The 24,592-nt window shown below is 32.5% G+C and carries 30 protein-coding genes; 18 read left to right on the forward strand and 12 right to left on the reverse strand.

All coding sequences use genetic code 11. From position 1 onward, the window contains the following. Complete coding sequence (locus tag ACAM25_RS07615) at positions 1-501, reverse strand: hypothetical protein (RefSeq protein ID WP_369609137.1); 501 nt, start codon at positions 499-501, stop codon at positions 1-3. A gap of 107 nt (positions 502-608) precedes the next feature. Between ACAM25_RS07615 and ACAM25_RS07620 the strand changes: the two genes are divergently transcribed. After that, positions 609-1,148, forward strand: coding sequence for a phosphoesterase (locus ACAM25_RS07620; RefSeq protein ID WP_369609138.1), 540 nt, complete (start codon positions 609-611; stop codon positions 1,146-1,148). Here ACAM25_RS07620 and ACAM25_RS07625 read toward each other — a convergent pair. Next, positions 1,138-1,377, reverse strand: a complete 240-nt coding sequence (locus ACAM25_RS07625) for a hypothetical protein (protein WP_369609139.1) — start codon at positions 1,375-1,377, stop codon at positions 1,138-1,140. The genes ACAM25_RS07620 and ACAM25_RS07625 overlap by 11 nt on opposite strands. Before the next feature lie 104 nt (positions 1,378-1,481). Between ACAM25_RS07625 and ACAM25_RS07630 the strand changes: the two genes are divergently transcribed. Then, positions 1,482-1,862 (forward strand): DUF5751 family protein, encoded by a 381-nt coding sequence (locus ACAM25_RS07630; protein WP_369609140.1) that lies wholly within the window; start codon positions 1,482-1,484, stop codon positions 1,860-1,862. A 58-nt stretch (positions 1,863-1,920) separates the two neighbouring features. Further along, positions 1,921-3,282, forward strand: a complete 1,362-nt coding sequence (locus ACAM25_RS07635; protein WP_369609141.1) for a digeranylgeranylglycerophospholipid reductase — start codon at positions 1,921-1,923, stop codon at positions 3,280-3,282. Here the strand turns inward: ACAM25_RS07635 and ACAM25_RS07640 are convergent. After that, entirely contained in the window at positions 3,247-4,851 is a 1,605-nt protein-coding gene (locus tag ACAM25_RS07640) for a DUF2070 family protein (protein ID WP_369609142.1), read from the reverse strand. The two genes, ACAM25_RS07635 and ACAM25_RS07640, sit on opposite strands and share 36 nt — an antisense overlap. Positions 4,852-4,879: 28 nt before the next feature. Here ACAM25_RS07640 and ACAM25_RS07645 point away from each other — a divergent pair, with 28 nt between their 5' ends. From ACAM25_RS07645 to ACAM25_RS07670, 6 genes are read left to right on the forward strand one after another with little or no spacing between them, the layout of a single operon-like run. After that, on the forward strand, positions 4,880-5,164 hold the full coding sequence (locus tag ACAM25_RS07645; RefSeq protein ID WP_369609143.1) for a hypothetical protein: 285 nt from the start codon (positions 4,880-4,882) through the stop codon (positions 5,162-5,164). Further along, a complete protein-coding gene (locus tag ACAM25_RS07650; protein WP_369609144.1) occupies positions 5,151-5,945 on the forward strand; it encodes an HAD-IIA family hydrolase in 795 nt (264 codons plus the stop codon). The genes ACAM25_RS07645 and ACAM25_RS07650 overlap by 14 nt, the downstream gene beginning before the upstream one ends. Positions 5,946-5,977: 32 nt before the next feature. Continuing rightward, entirely contained in the window at positions 5,978-7,678 is a 1,701-nt protein-coding gene (locus ACAM25_RS07655; protein WP_369609145.1) for a succinate dehydrogenase flavoprotein subunit, read from the forward strand. A 1-nt stretch (position 7,679) separates the two neighbouring features. Continuing rightward, positions 7,680-8,642 carry a succinate dehydrogenase/fumarate reductase iron-sulfur subunit gene (locus ACAM25_RS07660; protein WP_369609146.1) on the forward strand — a complete coding sequence of 321 codons (963 nt, stop codon included), beginning with the start codon at positions 7,680-7,682 and terminating at the stop codon, positions 8,640-8,642. After that, a complete protein-coding gene (locus ACAM25_RS07665) occupies positions 8,639-9,511 on the forward strand; it encodes a CoB--CoM heterodisulfide reductase iron-sulfur subunit B family protein (RefSeq protein ID WP_369609147.1) in 873 nt (290 codons plus the stop codon). Before ACAM25_RS07660 ends, ACAM25_RS07665 begins: the two co-directional genes overlap by 4 nt. Next, positions 9,511-9,861 (forward strand): succinate dehydrogenase, encoded by a 351-nt coding sequence (locus ACAM25_RS07670; protein ID WP_369609148.1) that lies wholly within the window; start codon positions 9,511-9,513, stop codon positions 9,859-9,861. Before ACAM25_RS07665 ends, ACAM25_RS07670 begins: the two co-directional genes overlap by 1 nt. A gap of 84 nt (positions 9,862-9,945) precedes the next feature. On the opposite strand, the gene ACAM25_RS07675 is transcribed toward ACAM25_RS07670, so the two are convergent. Together ACAM25_RS07675 and ACAM25_RS07680 are read right to left on the reverse strand one after the other, a co-directional pair. Then, on the reverse strand, positions 9,946-11,310 hold the full coding sequence (locus tag ACAM25_RS07675; protein WP_369609149.1) for a VWA domain-containing protein: 1,365 nt from the start codon (positions 11,308-11,310) through the stop codon (positions 9,946-9,948). Then, positions 11,307-12,470: an AAA family ATPase gene (locus ACAM25_RS07680; RefSeq protein WP_369609150.1), complete on the reverse strand. Its 1,164-nt coding sequence runs from the start codon at positions 12,468-12,470 to the stop codon at positions 11,307-11,309. The genes ACAM25_RS07675 and ACAM25_RS07680 overlap by 4 nt, the downstream gene beginning before the upstream one ends. 201 nt (positions 12,471-12,671) lie before the next feature. Here ACAM25_RS07680 and ACAM25_RS07685 point away from each other — a divergent pair, with 201 nt between their 5' ends. Genes ACAM25_RS07685 through ACAM25_RS07705 form a run of 5 tightly spaced genes read left to right on the forward strand, consistent with a single transcriptional unit; the run spans position 12,672 to position 17,093 of the window. After that, positions 12,672-13,109, forward strand: coding sequence for an OB-fold nucleic acid binding domain-containing protein (locus tag ACAM25_RS07685; protein ID WP_369609151.1), 438 nt, complete (start codon positions 12,672-12,674; stop codon positions 13,107-13,109). Further along, complete coding sequence (locus ACAM25_RS07690; RefSeq protein WP_369609152.1) at positions 13,106-13,387, forward strand: PqqD family protein; 282 nt, start codon at positions 13,106-13,108, stop codon at positions 13,385-13,387. The genes ACAM25_RS07685 and ACAM25_RS07690 overlap by 4 nt, the downstream gene beginning before the upstream one ends. Before the next feature lie 30 nt (positions 13,388-13,417). Then, complete coding sequence (gene glp / locus ACAM25_RS07695; RefSeq protein WP_369609153.1) at positions 13,418-15,058, forward strand: gephyrin-like molybdotransferase Glp; 1,641 nt, start codon at positions 13,418-13,420, stop codon at positions 15,056-15,058. Positions 15,059-15,067: 9 nt separating this feature from the next. Continuing rightward, positions 15,068-15,988: a homoserine kinase gene (locus ACAM25_RS07700; protein WP_369609154.1), complete on the forward strand. Its 921-nt coding sequence runs from the start codon at positions 15,068-15,070 to the stop codon at positions 15,986-15,988. Then, the gene (locus tag ACAM25_RS07705; protein WP_369609155.1) at positions 15,972-17,093 is read left to right on the forward strand and encodes an aminotransferase class I/II-fold pyridoxal phosphate-dependent enzyme; all 1,122 of its coding nucleotides are present in this window, start codon (positions 15,972-15,974) and stop codon (positions 17,091-17,093) included. The genes ACAM25_RS07700 and ACAM25_RS07705 overlap by 17 nt, the downstream gene beginning before the upstream one ends. A gap of 12 nt (positions 17,094-17,105) precedes the next feature. Here the strand turns inward: ACAM25_RS07705 and ACAM25_RS07710 are convergent, their stop codons facing one another. Next, positions 17,106-17,420: a hypothetical protein gene (locus tag ACAM25_RS07710; protein ID WP_369609156.1), complete on the reverse strand. Its 315-nt coding sequence runs from the start codon at positions 17,418-17,420 to the stop codon at positions 17,106-17,108. Continuing rightward, positions 17,399-17,920, reverse strand: a complete 522-nt coding sequence (locus tag ACAM25_RS07715) for a hypothetical protein (RefSeq protein WP_369609157.1) — start codon at positions 17,918-17,920, stop codon at positions 17,399-17,401. The genes ACAM25_RS07710 and ACAM25_RS07715 overlap by 22 nt, the downstream gene beginning before the upstream one ends. A gap of 135 nt (positions 17,921-18,055) precedes the next feature. On the opposite strand from ACAM25_RS07715, the gene ACAM25_RS07720 reads away from it, so the two are divergent. Both ACAM25_RS07720 and ACAM25_RS07725 read left to right on the forward strand, forming a co-directional pair. Then, complete coding sequence (locus ACAM25_RS07720) at positions 18,056-19,063, forward strand: DUF1152 domain-containing protein (protein ID WP_369609158.1); 1,008 nt, start codon at positions 18,056-18,058, stop codon at positions 19,061-19,063. A 65-nt stretch (positions 19,064-19,128) separates the two neighbouring features. After that, entirely contained in the window at positions 19,129-19,665 is a 537-nt protein-coding gene (locus tag ACAM25_RS07725; RefSeq protein WP_369609159.1) for a hypothetical protein, read from the forward strand. Here ACAM25_RS07725 and ACAM25_RS07730 read toward each other — a convergent pair. The 5 genes from ACAM25_RS07730 to ACAM25_RS07750 are packed head-to-tail and all read right to left on the reverse strand — an operon-like array spanning position 19,639 to position 23,828. After that, complete coding sequence (locus tag ACAM25_RS07730) at positions 19,639-20,184, reverse strand: KH domain-containing protein (RefSeq protein WP_369609160.1); 546 nt, start codon at positions 20,182-20,184, stop codon at positions 19,639-19,641. The two genes, ACAM25_RS07725 and ACAM25_RS07730, sit on opposite strands and share 27 nt — an antisense overlap. Further along, complete coding sequence (locus tag ACAM25_RS07735; RefSeq protein WP_369609161.1) at positions 20,184-20,954, reverse strand: serine protein kinase RIO; 771 nt, start codon at positions 20,952-20,954, stop codon at positions 20,184-20,186. The genes ACAM25_RS07730 and ACAM25_RS07735 overlap by 1 nt, the downstream gene beginning before the upstream one ends. 4 nt (positions 20,955-20,958) lie before the next feature. Then, entirely contained in the window at positions 20,959-21,285 is a 327-nt protein-coding gene (locus ACAM25_RS07740; RefSeq protein WP_369609162.1) for a translation initiation factor aIF-1A, read from the reverse strand. Positions 21,286-21,329: 44 nt separating this feature from the next. After that, the gene (locus ACAM25_RS07745) at positions 21,330-22,514 is read right to left on the reverse strand and encodes a thiolase family protein (protein ID WP_369609163.1); all 1,185 of its coding nucleotides are present in this window, start codon (positions 22,512-22,514) and stop codon (positions 21,330-21,332) included. A 54-nt stretch (positions 22,515-22,568) separates the two neighbouring features. After that, positions 22,569-23,828 carry a tRNA (N(6)-L-threonylcarbamoyladenosine(37)-C(2))-methylthiotransferase gene (locus ACAM25_RS07750; protein ID WP_369611638.1) on the reverse strand — a complete coding sequence of 420 codons (1,260 nt, stop codon included), beginning with the start codon at positions 23,826-23,828 and terminating at the stop codon, positions 22,569-22,571. 41 nt (positions 23,829-23,869) lie between these two features. Between ACAM25_RS07750 and ACAM25_RS07755 the strand changes: the two genes are divergently transcribed. Further along, positions 23,870-24,289, forward strand: coding sequence for a translation initiation factor IF-2 subunit beta (locus ACAM25_RS07755; RefSeq protein WP_369609164.1), 420 nt, complete (start codon positions 23,870-23,872; stop codon positions 24,287-24,289). Between the two features lie 5 nt (positions 24,290-24,294). Further along, positions 24,295-24,591, forward strand: coding sequence for a DUF424 domain-containing protein (locus ACAM25_RS07760; RefSeq protein ID WP_369609165.1), 297 nt, complete (start codon positions 24,295-24,297; stop codon positions 24,589-24,591). The last annotated feature ends 1 nt before the right edge of the window (position 24,592 follow it).

Genomic DNA, 24,592 nt, shown 5'->3' on the forward strand with positions numbered 1-24,592 from the left:
TCACTTCCTTAAATAAAGTAATATTAATATTCCTATTAAAATAGTTCCAGAATACAACACAATAAATTGATAAAAGTTTGCAAGAAATCTGCCTATAATTGCCCCTATTATAAGTACTAATAAGAAGGCTACATAACCATTGCCAAATCCAAGGAAATTCTTTGAAATAATTTTAGCTATAAAGGGTTTTATTGAAATTATAAATTGGAATATGAATGGAAGTACATATATTAGTCCAATCTCAGCGAATAATCTTGGTTTTATTGGTAATGCGAAAAATATACCTAAAGTAATTCCTAAAGCAAAAACACCGGAGAAATAAAGGCCTATTATTCTACTCTTTAATGTTGTCCACGTTTTATAAGTTATCATCAAATATAGAACTATCACTAAATCTACAGTTGATAGTGCGACAAAAACTGGGAAATTTAGTAGGTATGCTGGAATTACTGGTAAAGCTATTAGTAAAATGGAAATTGCAACTAATGTGCTAGTATTCAACTTATCTCATAACTATACCTTAATATTAAATATAAAATTCTAATGCTAATGGTTGCGACAAAAAGATAATATATTATGTGAACTTAATTATCTAAGGTGAATAGTAATTGAAGTTATTAGTTATGGGAAATATTAGATTTCCAGAGCCTCATGTAGAAAGTACATTATCATCAATAATAAAAAAGGAAGAACCAGAAACAATTGTTTTAGATGGTGACACAACACAATGCTATTGGGATTATGAGTGTCCAAGAGTAATTGATGTCTTATATGTAATTAGAAGTTTGGCACCATGGGCCCAAATAGTTTATATTCAAGGTGATATGGATCCGCATGCAATAAAATGTATTATGGCTGAACCAAGATATAGAGAAGAAATAATAGCAACTACAACTTATATAGCTGAAGTATCCTCTACAAAATACTTCATTTTGCATGGTCATCAAGGCGATATTGATCAACTTAGAAGAAGTATTTCTGCAGGTCCGTGGGATTGGTTGGTTATAGCACAACATAAAAGATTAGAAATAGATAAATTAGCCAGAGTAATTTACGTTGGTGGAGTGACAAGAGAGTTTCCACCAGAAGCCAGAGGTTATTTAGTTATAACTGATTCAAGTCATTATATTAGACAAATTAAGAGCTGACTCCTATAATGGCTCCTTTTACTAGTTCATAAATTTTAACATCGTAGAATCCTTCTATTATATTCTCTTTACTTTCACCTTTCTCCCAAATCTTATATGAATCAATTATAATCTCGTTCTTTCTAGATTTAGAGAAAAATATCTCTTTTTCTCCTTTTAATCCTCTTAAGATTTTCACAACTGATAACAACTCCTTATCTATTTTGTCATACAAAACTTGAATTATCACAATAAAATTATTGTGTTAAACTAAATATATGCCATTTTAAGTTATACTTAGTATTTTCTTATCCAAGCGAAAATCACTAATACTTACCATTTCTACATAATTATATGCCTTACAAAAATATTCTTACTATTATATCTGTAAATAATGATAATTTTGAAAGTTATTTTAGAAAAATATTTTCTGATGTTAGGGCTAGTGGAAGTAAGAAAACGATCATAAATGTATTTACTGATTTACAATACTATGAACTAGTTACACTAATAAGAGAAGCGTTATTGGATAATATTGATATAGGATATGAGCTATATCTGTGGAAAAAAGATCAAGTTGATTATTTCTTTAAAAATTTAGAAAAACAAGAATACGATGGTTTGTTAATTTATTGTGATGAAGAAAACAAGAACTATATATCTAAAATTGTGGAGAGCCTTCCCAATTCTATTAAAAGGAACTTAATAAAAGACTCTTGTAAAAGAATTAGTTAAATGTATAATTCGTAGATAGTTTTTTAATTATTAATGGAGAGTATAAATAGCGATTAGTTTGAAGGAACTAAAATACGATGTTCTTATTGTTGGAGGCGGTTTTGCGGGAGCCTCTACAGCATTTCATCTTGCTGGCAAAGGGTTAAAAGTATTATTAATCGATAGCAAACCTTGGAATAGAATAGGAGATAAGCCTTGTGGAGATGCTGTAAGTAAAGCTCATTTTGATAGACTTGGAATGCCTTATCCACAAGGTGAAGAACTAGAAAACAAGATTAGTGGAATAAAGCTTTATAGCCCGGATATGAAAACTGTCTGGACTGTTAATGGAGAAGGATTTGAGCTTAACGCACCATTATATAATCAAAAAATACTAAGAATAGCTGAAAGTAAAGGAGTTGAAATTTGGGATCAAACTACTGCTATGAAACCAATATTTGAGGATGGTTATGTAAAAGGAGCTGTTCTATATAATAGAAGGACAAACGAAGAGGTTACTATTTATTCAAAAATACTAGTTGATGCAACAGGGTACTCAAGGAGTGTAAGGAGTAAATTACCACCAGAATTGCCAATCGCTGAAGATCTTGATGAGAAAGATGCAGATATTGCTTATAGAGAAGTTTTGCTAACTAAAGATGATATAGAAGATCACGATTATTTAAGAATATTTGTAACTCAAAAAGCGTCCCCAGGCGGTTACTGGTGGTATTTCCCTAAGGGGAAAAACAAAGTAAATGTAGGATTAGGTATCCAGGGAGGAATGGGCTATCCGAGCGTGCATTTATTCTATCAAAAATATCTGGATTCGTATGCACCAGATGTAGATAAATCTAAATTATTAGTTAAGGGAGGAGCATTAGTACCTACAAGGAGACCTTTGTATACAATGGTATGGAACGGAATAATTGCTGTAGGTGATTCAGCATATACAGTAAATCCAGTTCATGGAGGAGGAAAAGGATCAGCTATGATTTCTGGTTATTGTGCCGCGAAAACAATTTTGAATGCTTTTGAGAAAGGAGAGTTCTCTGTACAGGGACTCTGGGATATGAATATTTGTTATATTAATGAATATGGAGCTAAGCAAGCAAGTTTAGATATATTTAGGAGATTTTTGCAAAAATTAAGTGATGACGATATTAATTATGGGATGAACAAAAAAGTCCTTAAAGAAGAAGACTTATTAGAAGCAAGTGAAAAAGGAGACCTTCATCTTTCTGTAGCTGAAAAAGCGATGAGAATTATTGCAGGATTAGGTAGACCTTCATTACTTATGAAATTGAAGACAGTTGCCGAATATATGAAAAATATAAAGCAACTTTATCTCAGCTATCCTAGATCTCCATCTGGATTACAACCATGGAAGAGCCAAGTAGACAGCTTAATAACTGAATTTAATATGAATATTAGCAAGTAAAACAAATAGTATTGTTAGGATAAAAGGCATCACTAGAGGTATCCAAAAAGTTCTCATAGCATAACTCCCAACCTCTTCCAAAGCATTAACCATCAAAGAGATGAAGGAACCAAGAACCTTAACTCCTTTCACTTCAATTTTTTTAAACGAAACTTCTCCTTTTTTAGCATTCTTCTTTGCCTTAAGCGTTAGTTCATAAGCTTTTTCTACTAAGGATTCGCAAGGTTGTGCAGGAGTGTAAAGATCACCAACAACAGTTCCAGTGCAACTGTGATCATCTGGAGTTACAAGAATTGGATAATCCACAACATTCCTTAGTTTTTCTCTTATTTTATTAGTTAATAAGGGGTCTGCATTATTTGAATAGATGTAAATTATTGCTGCATCTTTCTCTCCATCCGAAATATAAGTCACTCTTATCTTATTATTACATAATCCTTCACAATTTTCTATTCTATCATCTTCATATCCAATAATAAGCGGTTTCTCTTTTTTGTTGGATAAGGATTTCAAAATTCCATTAGTTATACAACTAAAGGTATTAAATGGTAGTTCTTGCGATAAATACTCGTTATGGCAGTCGACTATATAATTTCCAGATTTTATTGTAAAATCCCACAATTTAATTGGCAAATCATCTATTCCATAATTAGGTCTTTGAATAAATGATAGAGATTTTTCACCGAAATTGAGCGTTATACCAAAGAATTGGCCACAATTCCATTCACTTATTCCATAAAATGACAATTTAGTCCAACCATCATTTTTCATCTCTTCTTCTGCAACTAATTTTGCTATTTTTGCTGATTGCGAGGAAGATGCTATATCAATCTCATGACTACCTGGACCATGAAAGGCTATGTTTAGTGAGTTCTCGTTTTCAAGTTGGTATATGAATTTGCTACTTCCGATATCACCAGAAATTCCGTAATGTATTTTAGGTATAACAAAGTAAATATTGCCAATTTTAAATACACCTATATGAACTACTGTTTTCATGGATATATCTTCTAGAAATTTCTCCAGGGATTTTGAATCCTTCTTTGTTACATTAATTATAAAAGGTCTAAGAATCTGAAGTGATTTTAAACCAGTTATTTTTTCTCCTTTTTTGTTAATTATATGAATATAATAATAGAATATAAACGAAATTATGAAAGAGTATAATACAATCAAAATGTTGATATATAAAATTGTTGAAATTAAATTTATTAAAAATATATAAATAGACGATCTCACTTCACTGTGCTTTGGAAGTAATACATATCCTAAAAGGGGAGTAAACAATGTTAAAGAAAAATAGTAAAAGTGAGATAGAATGAAAGAAAATACGAGGTAAAAAAATGCTGTTATATCTGTGAAAAAGAATATAAGCTTCTTGTCCGTAAAAAGCACTAATGAAACAACTATCATATAGATTATAAAAGAGAATATATACACAAAACCAATTTCTAAGCTTCTTAATACTACTAGCGCTGATTCAAATGTTGCTATACTTGAAAGGATCTTCATATCTGGTAAGCTTTTTAATTTAGAGTAGTACTTTCTCGTAATAGCTTCCGAATTCACGATTAAAATAAAGTTATGGGGGGTTTAAATGCTATTGACAAATGAAATTTTAAATGCTAGCAAAGTTATCAGATATAAGAAAGAAGATTGTGAGATATATCTAGTAGAAAAAGAAGGCGAAAATTATTTAATAGGAATATATCAAGGTAAAAATACTACCTATGCGAAAGTTACGTTATCTTATGCAAAATGGGATTGTGATAACATTCTTTATTATCCCTTTGGCTATTTTGCTTTTGCTCTGAATGAGAATGAATTAATAGAGAAAATAAAAGTCAAAATAGATGAGTTGAAGAGGAATGTTATTAGATGATTACGATTTAATAATAAGTGATGTAGACGGCGTGCTTGTAAGAGAAGGAGAACCTATTTGGAGTAATCTAGTTGCAGTGAAAAAAATAATAGAAAATGGAAAAAAGGTATTATTAATAACTAATAATTCTGGCTTTAGTCGCGTACTTCTGTCTAGACAACTTAATTATTTGGGATTAAAAATAGATCCTAAAGATATTATTACAAGTGGCACAGCAGCTGCAATATATCTAAAGGAAAAGACAAATGTAAAATCAGTTTTCGTAGTGGGAGAAGAAGGATTAATTGAAGAACTAAAAAATTTTAATTTTAGGGTTCTAAATTCTAACGAAGTAGAAGAAGAAGTACCGGATGCAGTTGTAATAGGTTTAGATAGATTGAGTACTTATGAAAAACTTTCCACAGCTATGAGGTGTATTTATAAAGGGTCAAAATTTATAGTAACTAACATGGATAGACTATGGCCATCTAAAGATGGACTAAAATTAGGTGCTGGAGCTTTAGCATCGGCAATAATTTATGCCTTACAACGAGAGCCGGATTTTATAGCCGGAAAGCCGAACACTTGGATAGTAGAAATAGCATTAAAAATATCTGGTATAAATAAACTAGAAAAAGCTGTAATAATAGGGGATCAATTAGAGACTGATATAAGAATGGGTATTAATGCTGGCATTGATACGATTTTAGTCTTGACTGGAATTTCGACTAAAAAAGATCTAGAGAAAAGTAATATTAAACCAAAATTTGTTGTAAATTCTTTAAATGAAATTGTGAAATAAAGGTTTTTTAGTGAATATATGGACTTATTCATGTGGAGAAAGTTTCATATGATGCAGTAGTTGTTGGAGCCGGATTAGCAGGTTTAATGGCTGCACATGAAATAGCTTCTGCTGGATATAATGTTGCTGTTATCTCAAAAGTTTTCCCAACTAGATCTCATTCAGCAGCTGCTGAAGGGGGTATAGCAGCCTATATTGATGGAAACTCAGATCCTAATGATAACCCAGAATATATGGCATATGATACTATAAAAGGAGGAGATTATTTAGTTGATCAAGATGCCGCGGAGCTTCTTGCCTACAAATCCGGAGAAATAGTAATGTTATTAGAGAGATGGGGTACATTATTTAACAGACAACCAGATGGGAGAGTTGCTGTAAGATATTTTGGCGGTCAGACTTATCCTAGAACAAGGTTTGTAGGAGATAAAACTGGGATGGCTTTACTTCACACTGTTTATGAGAAAACTTCCGGCTTAGGCAATGTAGATTTTTATTTTGAATGGTTTACCTGGGAATTAGTTAGGGATGATAGCAGAGTAAGAGGAGTAATAGCTTTTGACATGAGAAATATGTTACCAGTCTTTTTCAAAGCTAAGGCAGTAGTTATGGCCTCTGGCGGTATGGGAATGTTATATAGGCACTCTACTAATAGCTATATAAATACTGGTGATGGTTATGCAATGGCATTAAGAGCTAAAGTTGCAATCAAAGATCCAGAATTTGTTCAGTTTCATCCTACCGCTTTATATCCCTCAGATATTCTAATTAGTGAAGCAGCTAGAGGAGAAGGAGCTATATTAAGGAATGCAAAAGGAGAGAGATTCATGGCTAGGTACGCTCCTAAAAAATTAGATCTAGCTCCCAGGGACATAGTATCAAGAGCAATTCTTACTGAAGTAAAAGAAGGTAGAGGTTTCCCAGGCGGTTACGTAGGTTTAGACTTGACTCATTTGGGAGAAGATTACATCAAGGAAAGGTTAGCCTTAGCTTATGAAGCTGCTAAAAGTTTTGCTGGTATAGATGCAACAAAAGAAATGATTCCAGTAAGACCAGCACAACATTATTATATGGGTGGTATTGATGTTGATATAACTGGTAGAAATCCAGATTTAATTGGACTCTTTGCAGCTGGTGAAGCGGCTTGTGTTTCAGTACATGGTGCAAATAGACTAGGTTCTAATTCACTTCTTGAAACCTTAGTCTTTGGCAGAGAGACGGGAAGAAGTGTTGTAGAATTCTTAAAGAATTATACTGAACCTTCATCAGATATTGACAATGAAGCTGAAAAGATGGCTAATTCAGCTTACGATATAGTAAAAAGTGAGAGTGGAGTTCATTTTGGTGAAATATTAGAGAAGCTTAGAGATGTGATGTGGGATTATGTTGGAGTATTTAGAGATGAAAACGGTCTAAAAACCGCACTATCAGAAATTATTAAGCTCAGAGAAGATATGAAAAAAATGTATGTTTTAGACAAGTCTAAAGTATATAATACTGAATTCTATAACGCTCTTGAACTTAAAAATATGTTGGATTTAGCATTAGTGATAGCTCATTCAGCTTTAAATAGGAAAGAGTCAAGGGGTGCTCATTATAGATTAGATTACCCAGAAAGAGATGATCAGAATTGGTTGAAACATACTATAGCTTACTTAAGAGGAAATACAGTAGAAATAACCTATAAGCCAGTTAAAATTACAAAGTGGAAGCCAGAAGCTAGGGTGTATTAAAATGTCCCTCCAGAATGAAGAAATGGAAGTGGTTTTAAAAATAAAAAGATATTCACAAGATAAAGGATATTGGTGGCAAGAATACAAGTTAAAAGTAGATAGGTTTACTCAATTTACTGAGGCGTTAAGGAGAATAAAGAGCGAGCAAGATCCCACTTTAGCATATAGGGCTTCATGCCATATGGCTGTTTGTGGAAGTTGCGGAATGAAAATCAATGGAGAACCTAGATTAGCCTGCAAGACTTTAGTCATTGATGTTGCGAAGAAGTACGGCTCTAACATCATTACAATAGAGCCTATGGATTATTACAAGCCAGTAAAAGATCTCATTGTAGATCTAGATGATTTCTATCAGAGAATGTATAAAGTTAAACCAAGATTATATCCGCATAAAGACGTAATTGAAGGCAAGGCTGAACAAAGACTCAAACCAGAAGACCAAAGAGAACTTTGGAAATTTGCTCAATGCATTTGGTGTGGATTATGTGTTTCAGCATGTCCTAGTGTAAAAATGGATCCAGAATTTTTAGGCCCAGCTGCACATGCAAAGGGTTATAGATTCTTAGCTGATCCAAGGGATACAATAACTGAGGAAAGACTAAAGATACTTATAGATAGTTCATGGAGGTGTACTTATTGTTACATGTGTTATAATGTTTGTCCTAGAGATATAGAGCCAGTTACTGCAATAAAGAAAACTAGAGCATACAGCAAATTAACTAAAGATAAGACGCCAGTAATATTAACTGGAGAAAAGCATTCAGAAGCAATATTCAATTCTCTAGTTGAAACTGGAAAGATTGAAGAGGCTAAAGTTTATTTAAATACTTATGGGCTGTTAGGTTCTATAAGAGATTTTATATATCTGTTCCAAACTGGTAAGATTAAATATGCTTTAGTAAAAGAGAAACCAGTTGAAAATATAAGTGAGATCAGGAAAATTCTAAGTGGTGATAATAAATGAGTTATGCATATTACCCTGGTTGTGCAACACATGGTCTTTCTAAAGACGTTGATATAGCGACAAGAAAAGTATTTGAAACTTTAGGTATAAAGCTAGAAGAAGTTAAAGATTGGAATTGTTGCGGTGGTGGTTTTTACGATGAATACGATGAAGTAGGACATATAGCTTTGAACTTGAGAAACTTGTCTATTGTGGAGAAAATGGGATATAATAAGATGATTACACCTTGTAGCGTTTGCTTACATAGTCATAGACTAGCTACCCATAAATATAAAGAAAATAAAGATCTAAGGAAGAAAGTACAAGAGAGAACTAAGGGCACAAACATCAATTATTCGGGGAAAGCAGAGGCAGAACATATAGTTTGGATATTAGTGAGAGATATAGGAATACAAAAAATTAAAGAAAAAGTCAAAAAACCACTAACTGGTTTAAGGGTAGCAGCATATTATGGATGTCAAATGTTAAGACCAGAAGAAATAATGGGATTTGAACCAGCTTTTAACCCACATAGCATGGAAGATTTAATAGCCGCTACTGGGGCAACTCCAGTAACATTTCCTTCCTCAAGATCTTGTTGTGGATTTCCGTTAATGGGAAGTAATCCTAATGTAGGAATAAAAATGGCTTATAATGTTTTAAAGGGTGCAAAAGATCAAGGGGCCGATATATTAGTTCACCCATGTAGTTTATGCCATCTCCAATTAGATTCCTTACAGTTGAAAATTAAGGCAGAATTTAATATTAATTGGACTCTTCCAGCTATTTATATAACTCAGCTTTTGGGATTAGCCTTTGGATTTTCTGCTGATGAGCTTGGAATAAGTAACTTGGCAAAACAAGTTTTAGCACTAAAGGGTGTTATATAATGTCATTCGAGGATAGAATAAGTGATATTTTAACTAAAATTGGTGCTACTATAACAAAGGGATGGTATACTGTAAGTGAAAGGCCAGAAAAACCACCATTTGGAAAAGAGCTTGAATACAAAGTTGGAGAACTATTTTGGGGTAAAGTACATTTAAGAAATGAAGGAGACTTATACATTTTAGTGATTTCCAAGGATGTTTTTAATTGGAAAGATAAAATATCTCAATTAAAAATTAGCGGAGAAGTAGAAGATGCTGCTGGAGGTCTGTTATGGATTAAAGAAAATTTAGACAAATTAGAAAGCGATCTGAAGTTTATCAAAGAATTCTTATCTTCACTTAAAAAATAATTTTTTATTTTGTTATTAGATACTTTATTTGGCCATGCCCAGCTGACACCCAATTATGGCTGGTATGAGGCTGGGGCCTCCTCCTCATGCTTCTACGACTTTTAATAAATCTTCATGGTCAAGTTTATATACTACTAAATATTGATCTGAAACTCTTCTTAAATCTGCATTATCTCCTCTAATCATTACACTAATTAAAGTGGAGTTAGCTTCTTTTAATGATCTTCTAACCGTTGTTTCAGCTATTTTATCTTCTCCATCAGTTAATAATATAATTTCACTAACTCCTTTAACATGCCCTTCCTTTATATCTTCGCAAGCTGAAATCACAGATCTACTAATATCTGTACCTCCCCCACCTCTAATTTTACCTATATATTCAATCATTTTGATTACATCTTTGCTTTTAGCATTCTTAGGAACTTTAATTAAAGGATAAGGAATATTATCAAAGAATCTTATATAGAAATCTCTATTTTCTCTTCTTGCTCTACTGTACAAGGCTAGAGCTACAGCCTTAGCCCATATAATCTTTTCTCCATCCATACTTCCGGATTTATCTAATAGTAAATATATTGGACCTAAAACTTCTTTTATTCTTTTTTGATAAAGCAAAAGCTGTGACTCAGCTAGTTTTACATAAAATAATTCTTCTGGTAAAGCTAATTCTGATGATACAATCCTTTCTAAATCCGAACCTTCTTCATATCCGTAAAGCTCTCCTCTTGAGAATCTTGTGGTTCTCTTTTTAGTAAAGCTACCTAATCTTGGCATACCGCTTAGAAATTCAAGGATCTTCTTTATTTCTGTGTTTCTTGCTAATCTCAAGACTTCATGTATTTCCCCTTCAAAATTAAGGATAGATCCAGTTCCAGCACCATTACCACCAATAATTTTCTGTAAGTTTCTAACAGACTCAGAATCCTCTATTGCTTTACTTAATGCTTTATCATTAACTTGTTTCATCATTTTCTCCATTTGTTGCATATCTTGTTGTTGCTGTTGTTTTTGCCCCTCTTTACTTCCGCTTCCTTTCATTAATCCGTTTAATATTTGTTCAGCCATTTGTCTTTCTTCTTGGGATTGTGAGGTTCTTTTTATTCTTTCTAACTCTTCAACTAGGTTTTGTACATAACTAACGGATAAAGCCATACTAACAGCTGAGTTAACCATTGAATAATTTCTGTTTTCTTCAACTAGAGGTGAATTCATCATCATGTCTATGAATTTGTACATTATTTCTTTTCCTTTAGGTATATCTTCTTTTGTTTTTGGTATTGGCATTGGTAAATAATGAATATAGTATGTATCAATTAGGAAATTTTCATCTAATTGTAAATCTCTTCCGCTCAGCTTCTTTAAGGTATAGTTTATTCTTTCACCACGGTAACGTACTAAAGGATCAGAGTAATCTATTCCTCTTAAAAAACCTTCTTCCTCTTCACTCATGTATATATCCCCAACTTTCTAGCCACTTTTTCTAATAACACGTCAATTTCCTTTACAACCTCCTTTGAAAACTCTTCAACTTTTTCATCTCCACTTTCTTTTCCTAAGGCAAGCACTCTATCTCTTGTAGCTCTTAAACTTCTTATTAATTCAATTAACCTTGGATCTGAATCATTAGCAGCATCTACATATTTACTTGCTTCTTTAATGTTAGAGTAAATTTCATTTAATTCTTTCATGTATTTTATAGGAGTCTTTAACTCTTCTGATAATAACGCTGATACTTTTTCGAAATCATCGATTTCTTTTGGAGCAATATACTTTAAAACAATCAAATCTTCTTCTATAGCTTTTATTCTACCATTTAAAATTGCATGAGCAGATACGATCTTTAATACTTTACCTTTTCTTCTATCTGTTAAATGAATTCCTTTTTCTTCAAGCATTGCATAAAGTTTTAGTAATTTACTTTTAACAGCTGATAGATCAACTTGTGGTATTAAATTATATAATTCATCTAACTGTTTAACACTCATAAATGGTTCTTTAACAATCCATTTATTAGAGAACTCGTAATCCCATGCAGAATTTATTAAATCTTTCCACAAATCTTCACTTACTGGCTTAGCATAATGTCTTAACAAAAGTCTATCATACAGTGCATCTAGTTCTGGCTCATCTGGAACTCTATTGCTGGCTGAGATTAACGTTCTTAAGGGGACTTTTATAACATTGTAACCGTCATAAATTACTCTCTCGTTTAATAGGGAAAGTAGTGCGTTTAGTATAGCGGAATTGGCATTAAATATCTCGTCTAAAAAAGCAATTTCACTTTCTGGTAATCTATCTTTAGTAATTCTTTTATATAGACCTTGTTTTAATGCGTTAATGTCTAAAGCTCCAAAGAGTTCAGCTGGCTCAGTATATTTTGTTAATAAATACATAAAGAATTTTGCATTTAATAGTTCAGCGGCTCTTCTTGCTAAGGCTGACTTTGCTGTTCCAGGTTCTCCTATTAATATAACGTGTTCTTTGGATAGCAAAGCTAGTGTAATGACTTTTGCTTCTTCTTCTCTTCCTATGAATGGTGCTGCTAGTAATTCAACAAATTTTTTAGGATATTCTAATAATTGTTGATTGCTACTCACACTTATTCCCAAAGATAATTATAACTGTATAGCTTAAAAACAAATCTTAACAACAATAACACGTTACTTTAAAACATACAAAAAATATAGGTTGAACAATTTAATCATAAATTACCCAAACTTCACGATAAATTAATGTTCTTTTACGTTATGACAAGAATTTTTATACTTGGGAACTAAGGTTTATCTAACAAATCTCGTGAGTCGAGTCGAATGGGAGAAGAAAAAATAAATAATCTAAAACCTGGAATGGAAAATGTAAACGTAGTTGTAAGAGTTTTAGAGGCATCAGAGGCTAAAGTAATACAAACAAAGAATGGTGCAAGAACGATAAGTGAAGCGATTGTTGGAGACGATACTGGAAGAATAAAATTAACTTTATGGGGTAAATTAGCTGGTTCAATAAAAGAAGGAATGGTTGTAAAGATCGATAATGCGTGGACAACTGCATATAAGGGTAAAGTACAATTAAATGCTGGAAGTAAGTCTCAAATTTCTGAAGTAAATGATAATTCATTTCCACAAGCAGATCAAATTCCTGAAAATACTCCTTCTGCAGGTGAGTATAAGAGACCCTTTAGGGGTGGAAGAAGACAAGGTAGAGGTGGAAGGAGACCAAGATTTGAGGAGGAAGGTGGTGAAGAAGAATGAATTTTGAAGAGGTAAAAGATTTAAAACCTCAAAAAATTGGTGAATTTCTAGATAAAAGTGAAGATGGGGAAGGCTATATAGTTAAGGTTTCAGAAGATAAAGTTTACGAGTTAGCTCCTATAGCTTATTATGTATGGGATTTATGTGATGGGAATAAGACCGTAGATCAGATTGTAACTCAAATTAGTCAAGAGGCAAACTTATCAGTTGATCAAGTTCGTGACCCAATATTAATGGTTTTAGACGAATTGAAGAAGGCATCACTTATAAGTATGTAAAGTTATAAGCTTTCTTTTTTATTTTCTTTTATGCGAGCTATTTTAGATGATAAAAATTTACTTTCAGCTGAAGAAGCTTTAAAAATTTACATAAATTCTACTTTACCTAGACCATTAGGAGAGGAAGAAGTTGATATATTAAATGCCTTAAACAGAGTTTCTGCTGAAGATATTCTATCACCTATTGACTTACCTCCTTTTTCTCGATCTACAGTGGATGGATATGCTGTAAGAGATTCTGAAACTCCAGGGGAATTTAAACTAATTGGTAAGATTAGCATTGGTGAGTATAAAGAAGTAAGAATAAAAGAAAAAGAGGCGGTTGAGGTTGATACTGGTGCTATTATACCAGATAATGCTTCTGCTGTAGTTAAAGTTGAAGAAACCGAGAAAAATGGAGATATAATTGTTGTAAAGAAAAAGATGAGGTTTGGGGAAAATATAGGATGGTTAGGTAGTGATATTCCAAGAGGTTTTGAAATTTTAAGGAAGGGTGAAATTATAACCCCAGAAAAAATCGCATTACTTGCGGCAGTAGGAATTAGGAAAGTAAAAGTCTTCAAAAAGCCTAAGATTTTCATTATAACCACTGGAGACGAACTTATTGAACCTGGTCTTCCTCTTGCGAAAGGCAAGATTTACGAGTCCAATTCATTCTATTTATATGCCAAATTGATGTCAGAAGGATATGATGTTATTGGATATACGCATGTTAAGGATGATAAGAGTGCAATTAAAAGCGAACTTGAAAAGGCTTTACAGAAGGCTGATATAGTTATTCTTACTGGTGGCACTAGTGCTGGAGAAAAAGATTATGTTCATCAAGTAATAAGAGAATTAGGAAAAATAATAGTTCATGGATTGAAGTTCAAGCCAGGGAAGCCAACTATCTTAGCAACTGTGAATAATAAGCCAGTTATAGGCTTGCCCGGAAATATAGTGTCAACAATTATGATAACAGAGAGAGTCATTATTAAGTACTTATCCATTTTAGCCGGAAAGGAATTTGCAGATCAATATCAAGTTAAGGCTACTTTAATGAATGATGTTAAAGCTGATAAGAATCGTTATACTTATGTTCCAGTCTATTTATTTATAAAGAATGATAAATATTATGCATTAAGTGTTCCTTTTGATAGTTATATGATAGGAACTTTTGCTTCAGCTGATGGTTACATAGGTTTAGAACCTGGTAAAGAACTTAAAGAGGGAGAGGAAGTTTTAGTCTATATAAAGAGAATTGATTTACGTCCAGTTTATATTGGTGAGGAGGAACCAACTATTTTGAAAGAACTTAAGGAATTCAGAAAAATACCGTTAGGATCTTTTCCAGCATTAAAAGCACTTAAATATGGAATTGGTGACATAGTAGTAATCAGTAAGCTTTATGAGTCTTCAGTTGCTGGAGATTTCACTTTTACTAGAAAGATACTTCAAAACGGAGAAGGCGATAAGATAGGTTATCATGAGTGGATAGGGTTAAGTAAACTTATTGATTCTCCTTCGATAAGATTACGGTATATTTCTCTATCAGTAAACTTTCTTGGTAGAGCTACTGTAATTGCTCCTGCTACTGTAATTAATGAAGGAAAAGAAATAACAAAAGAAGAATTAGTAATAATAGTTAGTAAAAATGAATATAAGTCAAAGCTTAAAACTTTCTTTGAGTAATATCCGATTGTGATTGTTAAAGCATTCTCCTCATCAGCAAATTTGGGTGCTGGTTACGATATATTAGCATTAGCTCATAATGCCTTTGAAGATACAATAGAAATTGAGGCTAAAAACTCTTCTGAACTAGATATTAAAGTGGAAGGAGAAGGAGTTCCTTTAGCTGTAGAAAAAAATTCTGCTAGTTACGCTCTATACGAACTTCTAAGAGAGTATAATGTAAGAGCTAAAGTTAGACTAAAGGTAATAAAAGGTATTCCAGCTGGCTTAGGCTTAGGTAGCAGTGGAGCTTCTGCTGCTGCAGCAGTATATGGTGCTAATGAGTTATTTAAACTTGGTTTAAGTAGGCAAGAATTAGTTAAATTTGCTATGAAAGGCGAGATAGCTTCTTCCGGGTCACCTCATCCTGATAATGTTGCAGCTAGCTTAATTGGTGGTGTAATAAGTGTTGTAAATCCTAACTCTATTAAGGTTGAGCAAGTCCCTATAAATTTAGATTTTGAACTTATTCTAATAATTCCGTTAGTTAAGATTGAGGCTAAAACTAAAAAAGCGAGAGAAATGGTACCAAAACAAATAGAGATATCTAAATATGTTGCTAACGCTAGGTATCTTTCCTCTCTAATCTTAGGGTTTATAAAAGGAGATAGAGAATTAATAAGGTTAGGTTTAAATGATGATATTGTAGAAAAATCCAGAGAACCTCTATTTCCTTATTATCCTAAGATCAAAGAAGTTTCACTTTTAAATAATGCAATTGGTGCATGTGTAAGTGGAGCCGGACCTACTATAGCAATTTTTGTTGATTCTATGTCAGATAAAAATAAAATAATTGATGAGTCATTAAAAGTTTGTAAGGCTTATGGATATGAATGCATATATAAATTAGCTAAAGTGTCTGGAGGTGCTTGGATTGAGAGAAGGGACTAAGGTAACAATTGAAGGTTTCGATGAGGAAACAGGAGCAATAACTACTCCAATTTATCAGACTACTTCATATGTTTACCCTCTGGGTGAAAAATATAGATATAGCAGAGAAGTAAATCCAACTGTCCTTAAATTGGGAGAGAAAATTGCTGAATTAGAAGAGGCCGAAATGGGCGTAGCTTTTTCCTCTGGTATGGGGGCGATTTCTTCAACTTTACTTACATTAACTAGACCAGGTAGTAAAGTCCTAATTCACAGAGATATGTTCGGAAGAACATATAAATTTTTCACAGATTTTCTACGCAGTCTAGGAATTGAAGTTGATGTAGCAAACCCTGGAGAAATAGTGGAAAAAGCTAAAGTTAAAAAATATGATGTAGTTTACGTAGAAACAATTTCTAACCCTTTATTGAGAGTTGTAGATATACCGGAACTTTCTAAGATATGTAAAGAAAATGGAAGTATACTGATAACAGATGCAACATTTTCTACTCCAATTAATCAGAAGCCTATAGTTCAAGGTGCAGATGTTGTTTTACATAGTGCTTCAAAATTCATAGCAGGGCATAATGATGTAATAGCCGGATTAGGAGCTGGAAGTAAAGAATTAATGACAAAGATTGATTTAATGAGAAGAACTTTGGGAACATCATTAGATCCTCATGCTGCTTACTTAGTCATAAGAGGATTTAAAACTTTAAAAATAAGAATGGACGTAATTAATTCTAATGCTCAAAAGATAGCTGAATATTTGCAAGAACATCAGAAGATAAAGGCCGTGTATTATCCCGGATTAAAGTCACATCCAGATTATGAAATAGCTAAACGTGTATTAAAAGGATTTGGTGGGGTTGTGACTTTTGATATAAAAGGAAGCATGAATGATGCATTAAATGTAATGACAAAACTAAAAGTTATTTTACCAGCGCAAACTCTTGGTGGTGTAAATTCAACTATCTCACATCCAGCAACTATGACTCATAGGACTCTAACTCCAGAAGAGAGAAAAATTGTCGGTATTTCAGACTCGATGCTTAGATTGTCAGTAGGAATAGAAGATGTAAATGATTTAATAGAAGATTTAGATAAAGCTTTATCTTCTATTTAAGAGAGTCTTCTATTAAATAATGGCTTTTATCTCGTTCTTCAATTCTTCCTCTAACATTGTCTTTATTTCATTTCTATGTAGCCTTATTAGATGTAAATATAATCCTCTTTTAGTGAAGGGTCCCTTATTACAAAGTTTACAATATAGTAAGGAATTCCTAGATTCAGAGAGCCAAAAAGATACTCTTTCTACTGATTTTTTTGCAATGCTAAACGAAGATATACCAACAATTTTCTCTATTTCTCTATCTTCTACTTTTATTTTACTTGCTACTCTAGCTGTTATATCTATTAATTTCTCTGCTGTTATTGATATCCCACTATCCATTTTGGGTCCCATACTGCAGATATTCCTATAGCTATAGCTAATATGGAAACTAGTCTTACTAATCTTTTGTGTAAATCAACGTTTAAAAATGCTTTTACATCGTTCAAATCTATACCTAGACTTCTTAGGACTTTTTCTACTCTCACTTCAAATTCTTTATAAAATGAAGGTATTTCATTATTATCTAACGATTTTTTCATATCTATCGTTAATTCTAGTGTTTCAGCTAGCTCATCTTCTGTTAAATCTGGGAATATCTGAGTTATTTTCTTATTGATTTTACTACCTATAACTTCTGCCATTCCAGGAAGATACTCAATTGGTACTAAGTATGATATCCACGCATCTACATATCTTCTTACAGTTTCTCTTACTTCTGGCAAATCACCTTCTAGTTCTTCAACAATTGAAGCTGCTGCAATAATATGTGCTGTAGCTTCTCCAATTTTTAAATCAATGAATTCAAATTGTGAATTCGAATAATCTATTATATCACTCATTTAGTAACACTATATAATAACTACCAAGTCTCATGTTTAAAGATGCTAAACAGATAATACGAGACAATAAACGGTATAGCTTATCATCACTTAGTATTTAAATTTACTAAGTATAAAGTGACTAAAAGGTTAAATATGAAAGCCTTTGTTTTTGGGTTAGGCGGAGGAGGAGATGTAGCGTCAACTTACATAGCTTCTAAGTATCTTGAACTAAGGAACATTTCAAGTATCATAGGCGCAGTTACATGGGAGAGATATGTTGAAGATCCTTTACCTGGACCAATATGTAAAGAGGATTTAGTAAATGCAAACCCAGTAAATAACATAATAACTGAAATATACCCGTCTTCTTATGCTATAAGGAAAAACGTTAAAGTAATACCGCAATTGGTTAGATATATTAAAGCTTTAAAAATAGAAAGAGGATATTCAATTTGTATTAAAGAAGGACCAGTTGCTATAGCTGATGGAATTGAAGATTTTTCAGTTAAAAATAACATAAAAATGATTATAGGTGTGGATGCTGGTGGGGATGTATTAGCTAAAGGATGCGAGGAAAGTCTAGGAAGTCCTTTGATTGATTTTATTATGTTATCCTCTTTAGTTGAATTAAAAAAGAAAGGATTTGAAGTAATTTTAGCTACCATAGGATCTGGTAGTGATGGAGAACTTGATCAAGAGTATATAATGCAAAGAATAGCTGAAATCGCTAGACAAGATGGACTAATTGACGCAAAAGGAATAGACAAGTCGATGGAAAAAGATCTAAATCTCATTTTTTCAAGTGTTGTGACAGAGGCTTCAAAAATTCCTTTTGATGCTTTTAAAGGACTATATGGTGAGGTTCAAATAAGAAATGGTTTAAGAAAAGTGAAAGTTTCCCCTATTTCCTCGATTATGTTCTTCTTAGACCCAGAAATAGTAGCTAAAACCTCTCCCCTTTATGCTGTGATAAAGGATAGTACTTCATTAGAAGATGCTGATAGAAGATTAAATGAAGTAGGAATCTATACAGAATATGATTTCGAGAAGGACTTATACGAGAAGTTTGGATTATATGCCAAAAAAAGAAATATATCTGAAATAATAAAAATAAGAGAAGAAGGAAAAACTAAGTTAGGAAAGCTGAAGCTAAAATGTTAATTTTTCTATAATATTTTTTATTATGTGTAGCATAATTTATAACCTTTTATGCAATTATATTAGCTGTGAAAATACTTGATGACTTAAAAGCTACTTATGGTCTTTCTGAGCAAGATATTGAATACGCTTTGGAAAAAGCTAAGGGCATAATTTTAGGATTTGCCATGGAATATAAAGCGATAAGAGTTTTAGAAGATATGGATTTTAAAAACGTAAAATATGTTGATTTGCCTACTCATGATCTTGAAGCTGAAAAGTGTGGGAAAAAATATTATATTGAGGTTAAAGCATCCAGTAAATCTCCTACTAAAGAATATACTGCACATAAATTAGCAATGATAGCGATGTTAGATGGTACGCATTTAACTTTAGTAATGAAACCCTCTCCTCATCTTTTTAGTACTGAGGAGATATTAAGTGCTCCTAAAAAAGTCCTCTTGAATTTCTTTAGATATGCATATCGTGGAGAAGTAGAGAATCTTAAGACTCTCCTTAGTGATGATAAAGCAAGGGAAATACTTCAAAGTTATGAGAGAATTATAAAAATATATACTAGCAAATATAGTGAGAACAGTTTAAGTATTATTCAATCCTTCTTTTAATGCTCTATTAATTTTAAATAAGTAGAGATCTCTTTCAGCTCTATCTAAATACTTATAAACTGTAGAATGCTCTCTCCCTTTAATTAGCATCTCTATAGCTCTTTTAGCAATATCGGCTTGTTCTACGTTTCCAAGAATTCCTACATAATGGTCTGTAATAATTATATTTACTCCAGTGTACTCTTGAATTATTTTCTTAGTCTTTCCCTTTTCGCCTATTATTCTTCCTTTAATCCTCTTTAGATCGTCCGGTCCATTACTTACATCTTTCAAATCTATTATTTCTAAAATATAATCATCTTTCATAAGTTTCATTGCATCTTCTGGATCAAAACCTACACCAATAGCTTTTATAATAGATATTACCTTCATCGCGTCATAAGCGTTATTATTTAAAGGAGTTACATTAATAGATTTAGTTCTTTCATTAAGTTCTATTTTAGTATTGCTTATTTCTTCTAGCCTAGGTATAATAGATTTTATTAAATTAATCTTCTCATCAGGTACAGTAATGTACATCAATTTTGATCCTCATTCTGATATATCTTCAGTCTCCTTAATATTTCCTCAGTTTCAATCACTTGGATTCCCTTACTTTCAAAAAACGCGTTAATATTATCTATATCTCTCTTAACTAATTCTAGTGCATTAGGGTGATTTATATCTATTGCTTGACTTACATCGATAATGTAGCATTTATCTTCCCAGACCATAATATTGTACTCACTTAAATCACCATGTACTAGCTCTGCTTTATTAACCATTTTTTCTATCTGATCAATAATGTCAGTATACAAATTTTCGTTTATTTCTTCATCTAGAAGTTCTTTCAAGAGTGGTGCTCTAACTCCATTCTCTCCTATAAATTGCATTACTAATATATTTTCTAGTACGTAAATTGGCTCTGGAACTCTAACATCGTTCTTGTACAATCTATTCAAATTTTTGAATTCTTTTCTTGCCCATACACTAATTAATTGCTTGGTATTATTTACCTTAATGTCTTCAAATCTTGGATCTCCAAAAGTATATTTTTCTAAAGCTCTTTTACTCTGAGCAGTTGAAACATAGTATATTTTTAATGCATACCATTTTCCATCTTCCGTTACAGCAGGATAGACTTTAGCTTCTTTTCCAGCAGAAATAGAACCATAAATATTTTTTAGTTTTAATCTTCTTGATAATTGAAAAAGTAGATAATATGTCCTTGTATCTAAAGTTGAATCAACTACTTTAAAAAGATCTTCATCTTTTCTCCTTTTCTCTTCTTTTTTCCCCTTTCTTTCCAAAAAATCATCCTCTTAGCTGTTCTATTACATCTGCAGAAACTACTTGTTCCTCTTCAAGTCTTCTAACTTCACTCTCAGAGTACTTATATATAATATCACATTTATTTGGCTGAAAATCCCAAGGGGCAGCTAAGACTACATCCCCTTCTTTTACCCACATTTTCTTTCTCATTTTGCCAGGAATTCTTCCCAATCTTTCTTTTCCATCTAAACACACCACTTGTACATGTTCTGCTCCAAGCATTTTCTTAACAACGCAAATAACTTCTCCTTCAGCTGGTTTAGGAACTTCTCTTACAGAAGATTGCTCATTTGATTTCTTTTTTGCCAATCACTTAGCCACCATTTGACATATTATTTTTTGTACCTAAAAAGTTATAGAGGCCTTAATAACTCAATTGCAATTGCTGTACTTCCTCCAGTTCCATGACAAATACTAGCTATTCCTCTCTTACCATCTAAAGTTGATAAAACATTTATAAGAGTTGTAATTATTCTCGCTCCACTAGCCCCAATAGGATGCCCTAATGCAATAGCGCCACCAAATACGTTAAGCTTATCGTAAGGAACTCCTAAGTATCTATTATATAGAACATTATTCACAGCAAAGGCCTCATTGTTTTCGAAATAATCAAACTGAGAAATATCCATATTCAATTTCTGAAGCAATTTCTTTACAGCAAATATAGGAGCTTCTGTAAATCTCCAGCTTTCTATTCCTACCCAGCTATATCCTAAAATCTTAGCAATTGGTTCTACTTTATATTCTTTGACCGCTTTTTCACTCATTAATATTAATGCTGAAGCTCCATCAGATATTTGAGACGAGTTGCCAGCAGTATGAACACCATCTGGATTAAAAGCTGGCTTTAATTGGGACAATTTCTCAATTGAGGTATCCCTTCTTATTCCTTCGTCTTGTGTTATTTCTTTTCCATCTACTTTAACTGGAACTATTTCTTTGCTAAAATATCCTTTGTCGGTAGCGGTAGCTGCTCTTTTATGACTTTCATAAGCAACCTCATCAAGCTCTCTTCTAGTAATATTATGAGCCTTAGCAACCATGTCAGCTTCTTGTCCCATTAATTTCATATTGAACGGGTCAGTTAGACCATCCATTAACATTGTATCAATAAACTCTAATTTTTTACCTAACAACATTTTTATACCCCATCTTGAGTCACTTTTTATTGCTAACATAGCTTGACTCATACTTTCCATTCCTCCAGCTACTATTATGTCAGCGTCCCCACTCTTTATCATCTGTGTTGCATTTATTGCACTAATCATCCCAGAAGAACAAACCATATCTACGCAGTATCCGTCTATTTCCATCGGTATACCAGCCTTAATTGCTGCTTGTCTAGCAAGATCTTGGCCGTGACCAGCCCTTAATATGTTTCCCATAATTGTTATATCAACTTTTGAAGGATCTATATTAGCTCTTCTTAAAGCTTCTTTAATAGCTATTGCCCCTAATTCATATGGGGGAATATCTTTAAACACTCCTCCAAATCTACCTATTGGAGTCCTTACAGCAGAAACAATATATACGTCCATATAAATCACTTTGTTTAAACTATTTTAAATTTTTATGCATTCGAATTTATCTAATCATTGAATTAATTGCCCTCTTAGGTCAAAAAATGAAGCCTCAGTTATTTTTACATTAATCCAATCTCCAAGTTTATTATAGTCCTTCACTATTACTGGAATATAATTTATTGTTCTTCCTATTATTGAGCCTTTTTTACCATATTCTGTAGTAATGACTAAGGAATTAGATCCTATGTATTCTGAGTGAACGGAATATGCTACGTCTTCATATACTTTATTTGCTATTCTCATTCTCTCCTTTTTAACGGGATCAGGGACCTGAGGCATCAAAGCACTTTTTGTGTTTGGCCTTATAGAATACATTGCTAAATGAATTCTCTCGAATTTTAGTTCTTTTATGAGTCCTAAGGTGTTATTAAAAGCTTCTTCGTCTTCTCCTGGATGGCCTATTATAATATCAGTTGTGATATTTACTAATGGAATTTTATTTCTTATTTCTTTAATAAGTTGCTTATATTCATCAACAGTATATTTTCTATTCATTAGTTTTAATACTCTGTCATCTCCGCTTTGTACAGGTAAATGTAAGAATTTATATACTCGTCTATCTTTCATAATTTCTATTATATCGTCTATTTCTTTCATTGCAAGTTCTGGTGTCATCATACCAATTCTTATCATATAGTTTCCTTCGATTTCTAATACATCTTTAATTAGTTCTGGCAAACTATAATTAATATCTAACCCATATGCTGCAGTATCTTGAGCTGTAAGTTCTATTTCAACTGCTCCATTCGTTATAGCTTCTTTGACTGCATTGACTATGCTTCTAGGAGGATAACTCCTAAGTTTTTTTCTTGCAAGTTTAGTAATACAGAAATTACAATCACCCGCACATCCATCTGCAATTGGAATGATAGAAATTTTTCCCTCAAATACTCTTGGTGTAATGAGTTCTTTACTATCTTCCAAGAAAATTCTTCTTGTTGGACTTTCAACAGCTTCAACTATCTTATCTACACTTTGAGCTCCAACTAAACTGCTTTCGGGGGCTAAATTCATAACTAGAGCTGGTTCTGAACTCACTAAACAACCAGCTATTACTAGTTTCTTTCCTATTTTTCTTAGCTCTTTGATTCTTTGTTTCATCCTCTCCTCAGTTTCTAATCTAACCGCACAAGTATTTAGTATAATAGCGTCAGCTTGAGAATAATTTTCAACTATTTCATGCCCACTCTCTTTTAGCAATGTCATCATTATATATGAGTCTCCTTTATTTAATGCGCAACCATAAGTTTCAATGTAAACCTTCAAAATTAATCATAAGTAATTTATACTTCAACCTCTTAAGATTACTTGTGGCTACAGAAGAGGAATACGTTAAATTATTAGATAGGCTTTATGCAAAACTTCCTGAAAGAGTCCAAAAAGTTAGTGGTCAAGCTCTACCTAATTTAATTATATTATCCATTGGGAATAGTACAATTATAAAGAATTTTAGTGAATATTGTGATAGAATAAGAAGGGAAGATAAACTTTGTGCAAAATATTTGCTTAAAGAACTAGCCGCTCCAGGGAATATTGATGAAAACGGACAACTTGTAATTCAAGGTAAGTTCTCTTCTGCTAGTATAAACAAAATCATGGATAGATTCCTAAAGACTTATGTACAATGTAGTACATGTAAGAGCTTAGATACGGTTTTAGTAAAAGAAAAGAAAGCATGGTATATTTCATGTTTAGCTTGTGGTGCAAAGACTCCAGTAAAACCGTTGTGATTAATATGAAAGTTAGTCTAAATGTAATTAGAAGAGATGGATATGTTTTCGTTAATATTTGTGAATTAGAACTTCTTGGGAAAACATTTAAAGAAGGAGATATTAACTTAGTTATAAATAAGGAGTTCTATGAGGGGCAAGAAGTTTCAATTGATTATGCTTTCTCCTTACTTAATGAAGCTAGCGTAGTAAGCATGGTAGGAAATAAAGTAGTCGATGAAGCTTTAAAAAGAGGGCTTATAAAAGAAGAAGGTGTGATTTCGGTTCAAGGTATAAAGTTCGCACAAATATATAATATGTGAG

Source organism: Sulfurisphaera javensis, assembly GCF_041154675.1.
GTDB lineage: Archaea > Thermoproteota > Thermoprotei_A > Sulfolobales > Sulfolobaceae > Sulfurisphaera > Sulfurisphaera javensis.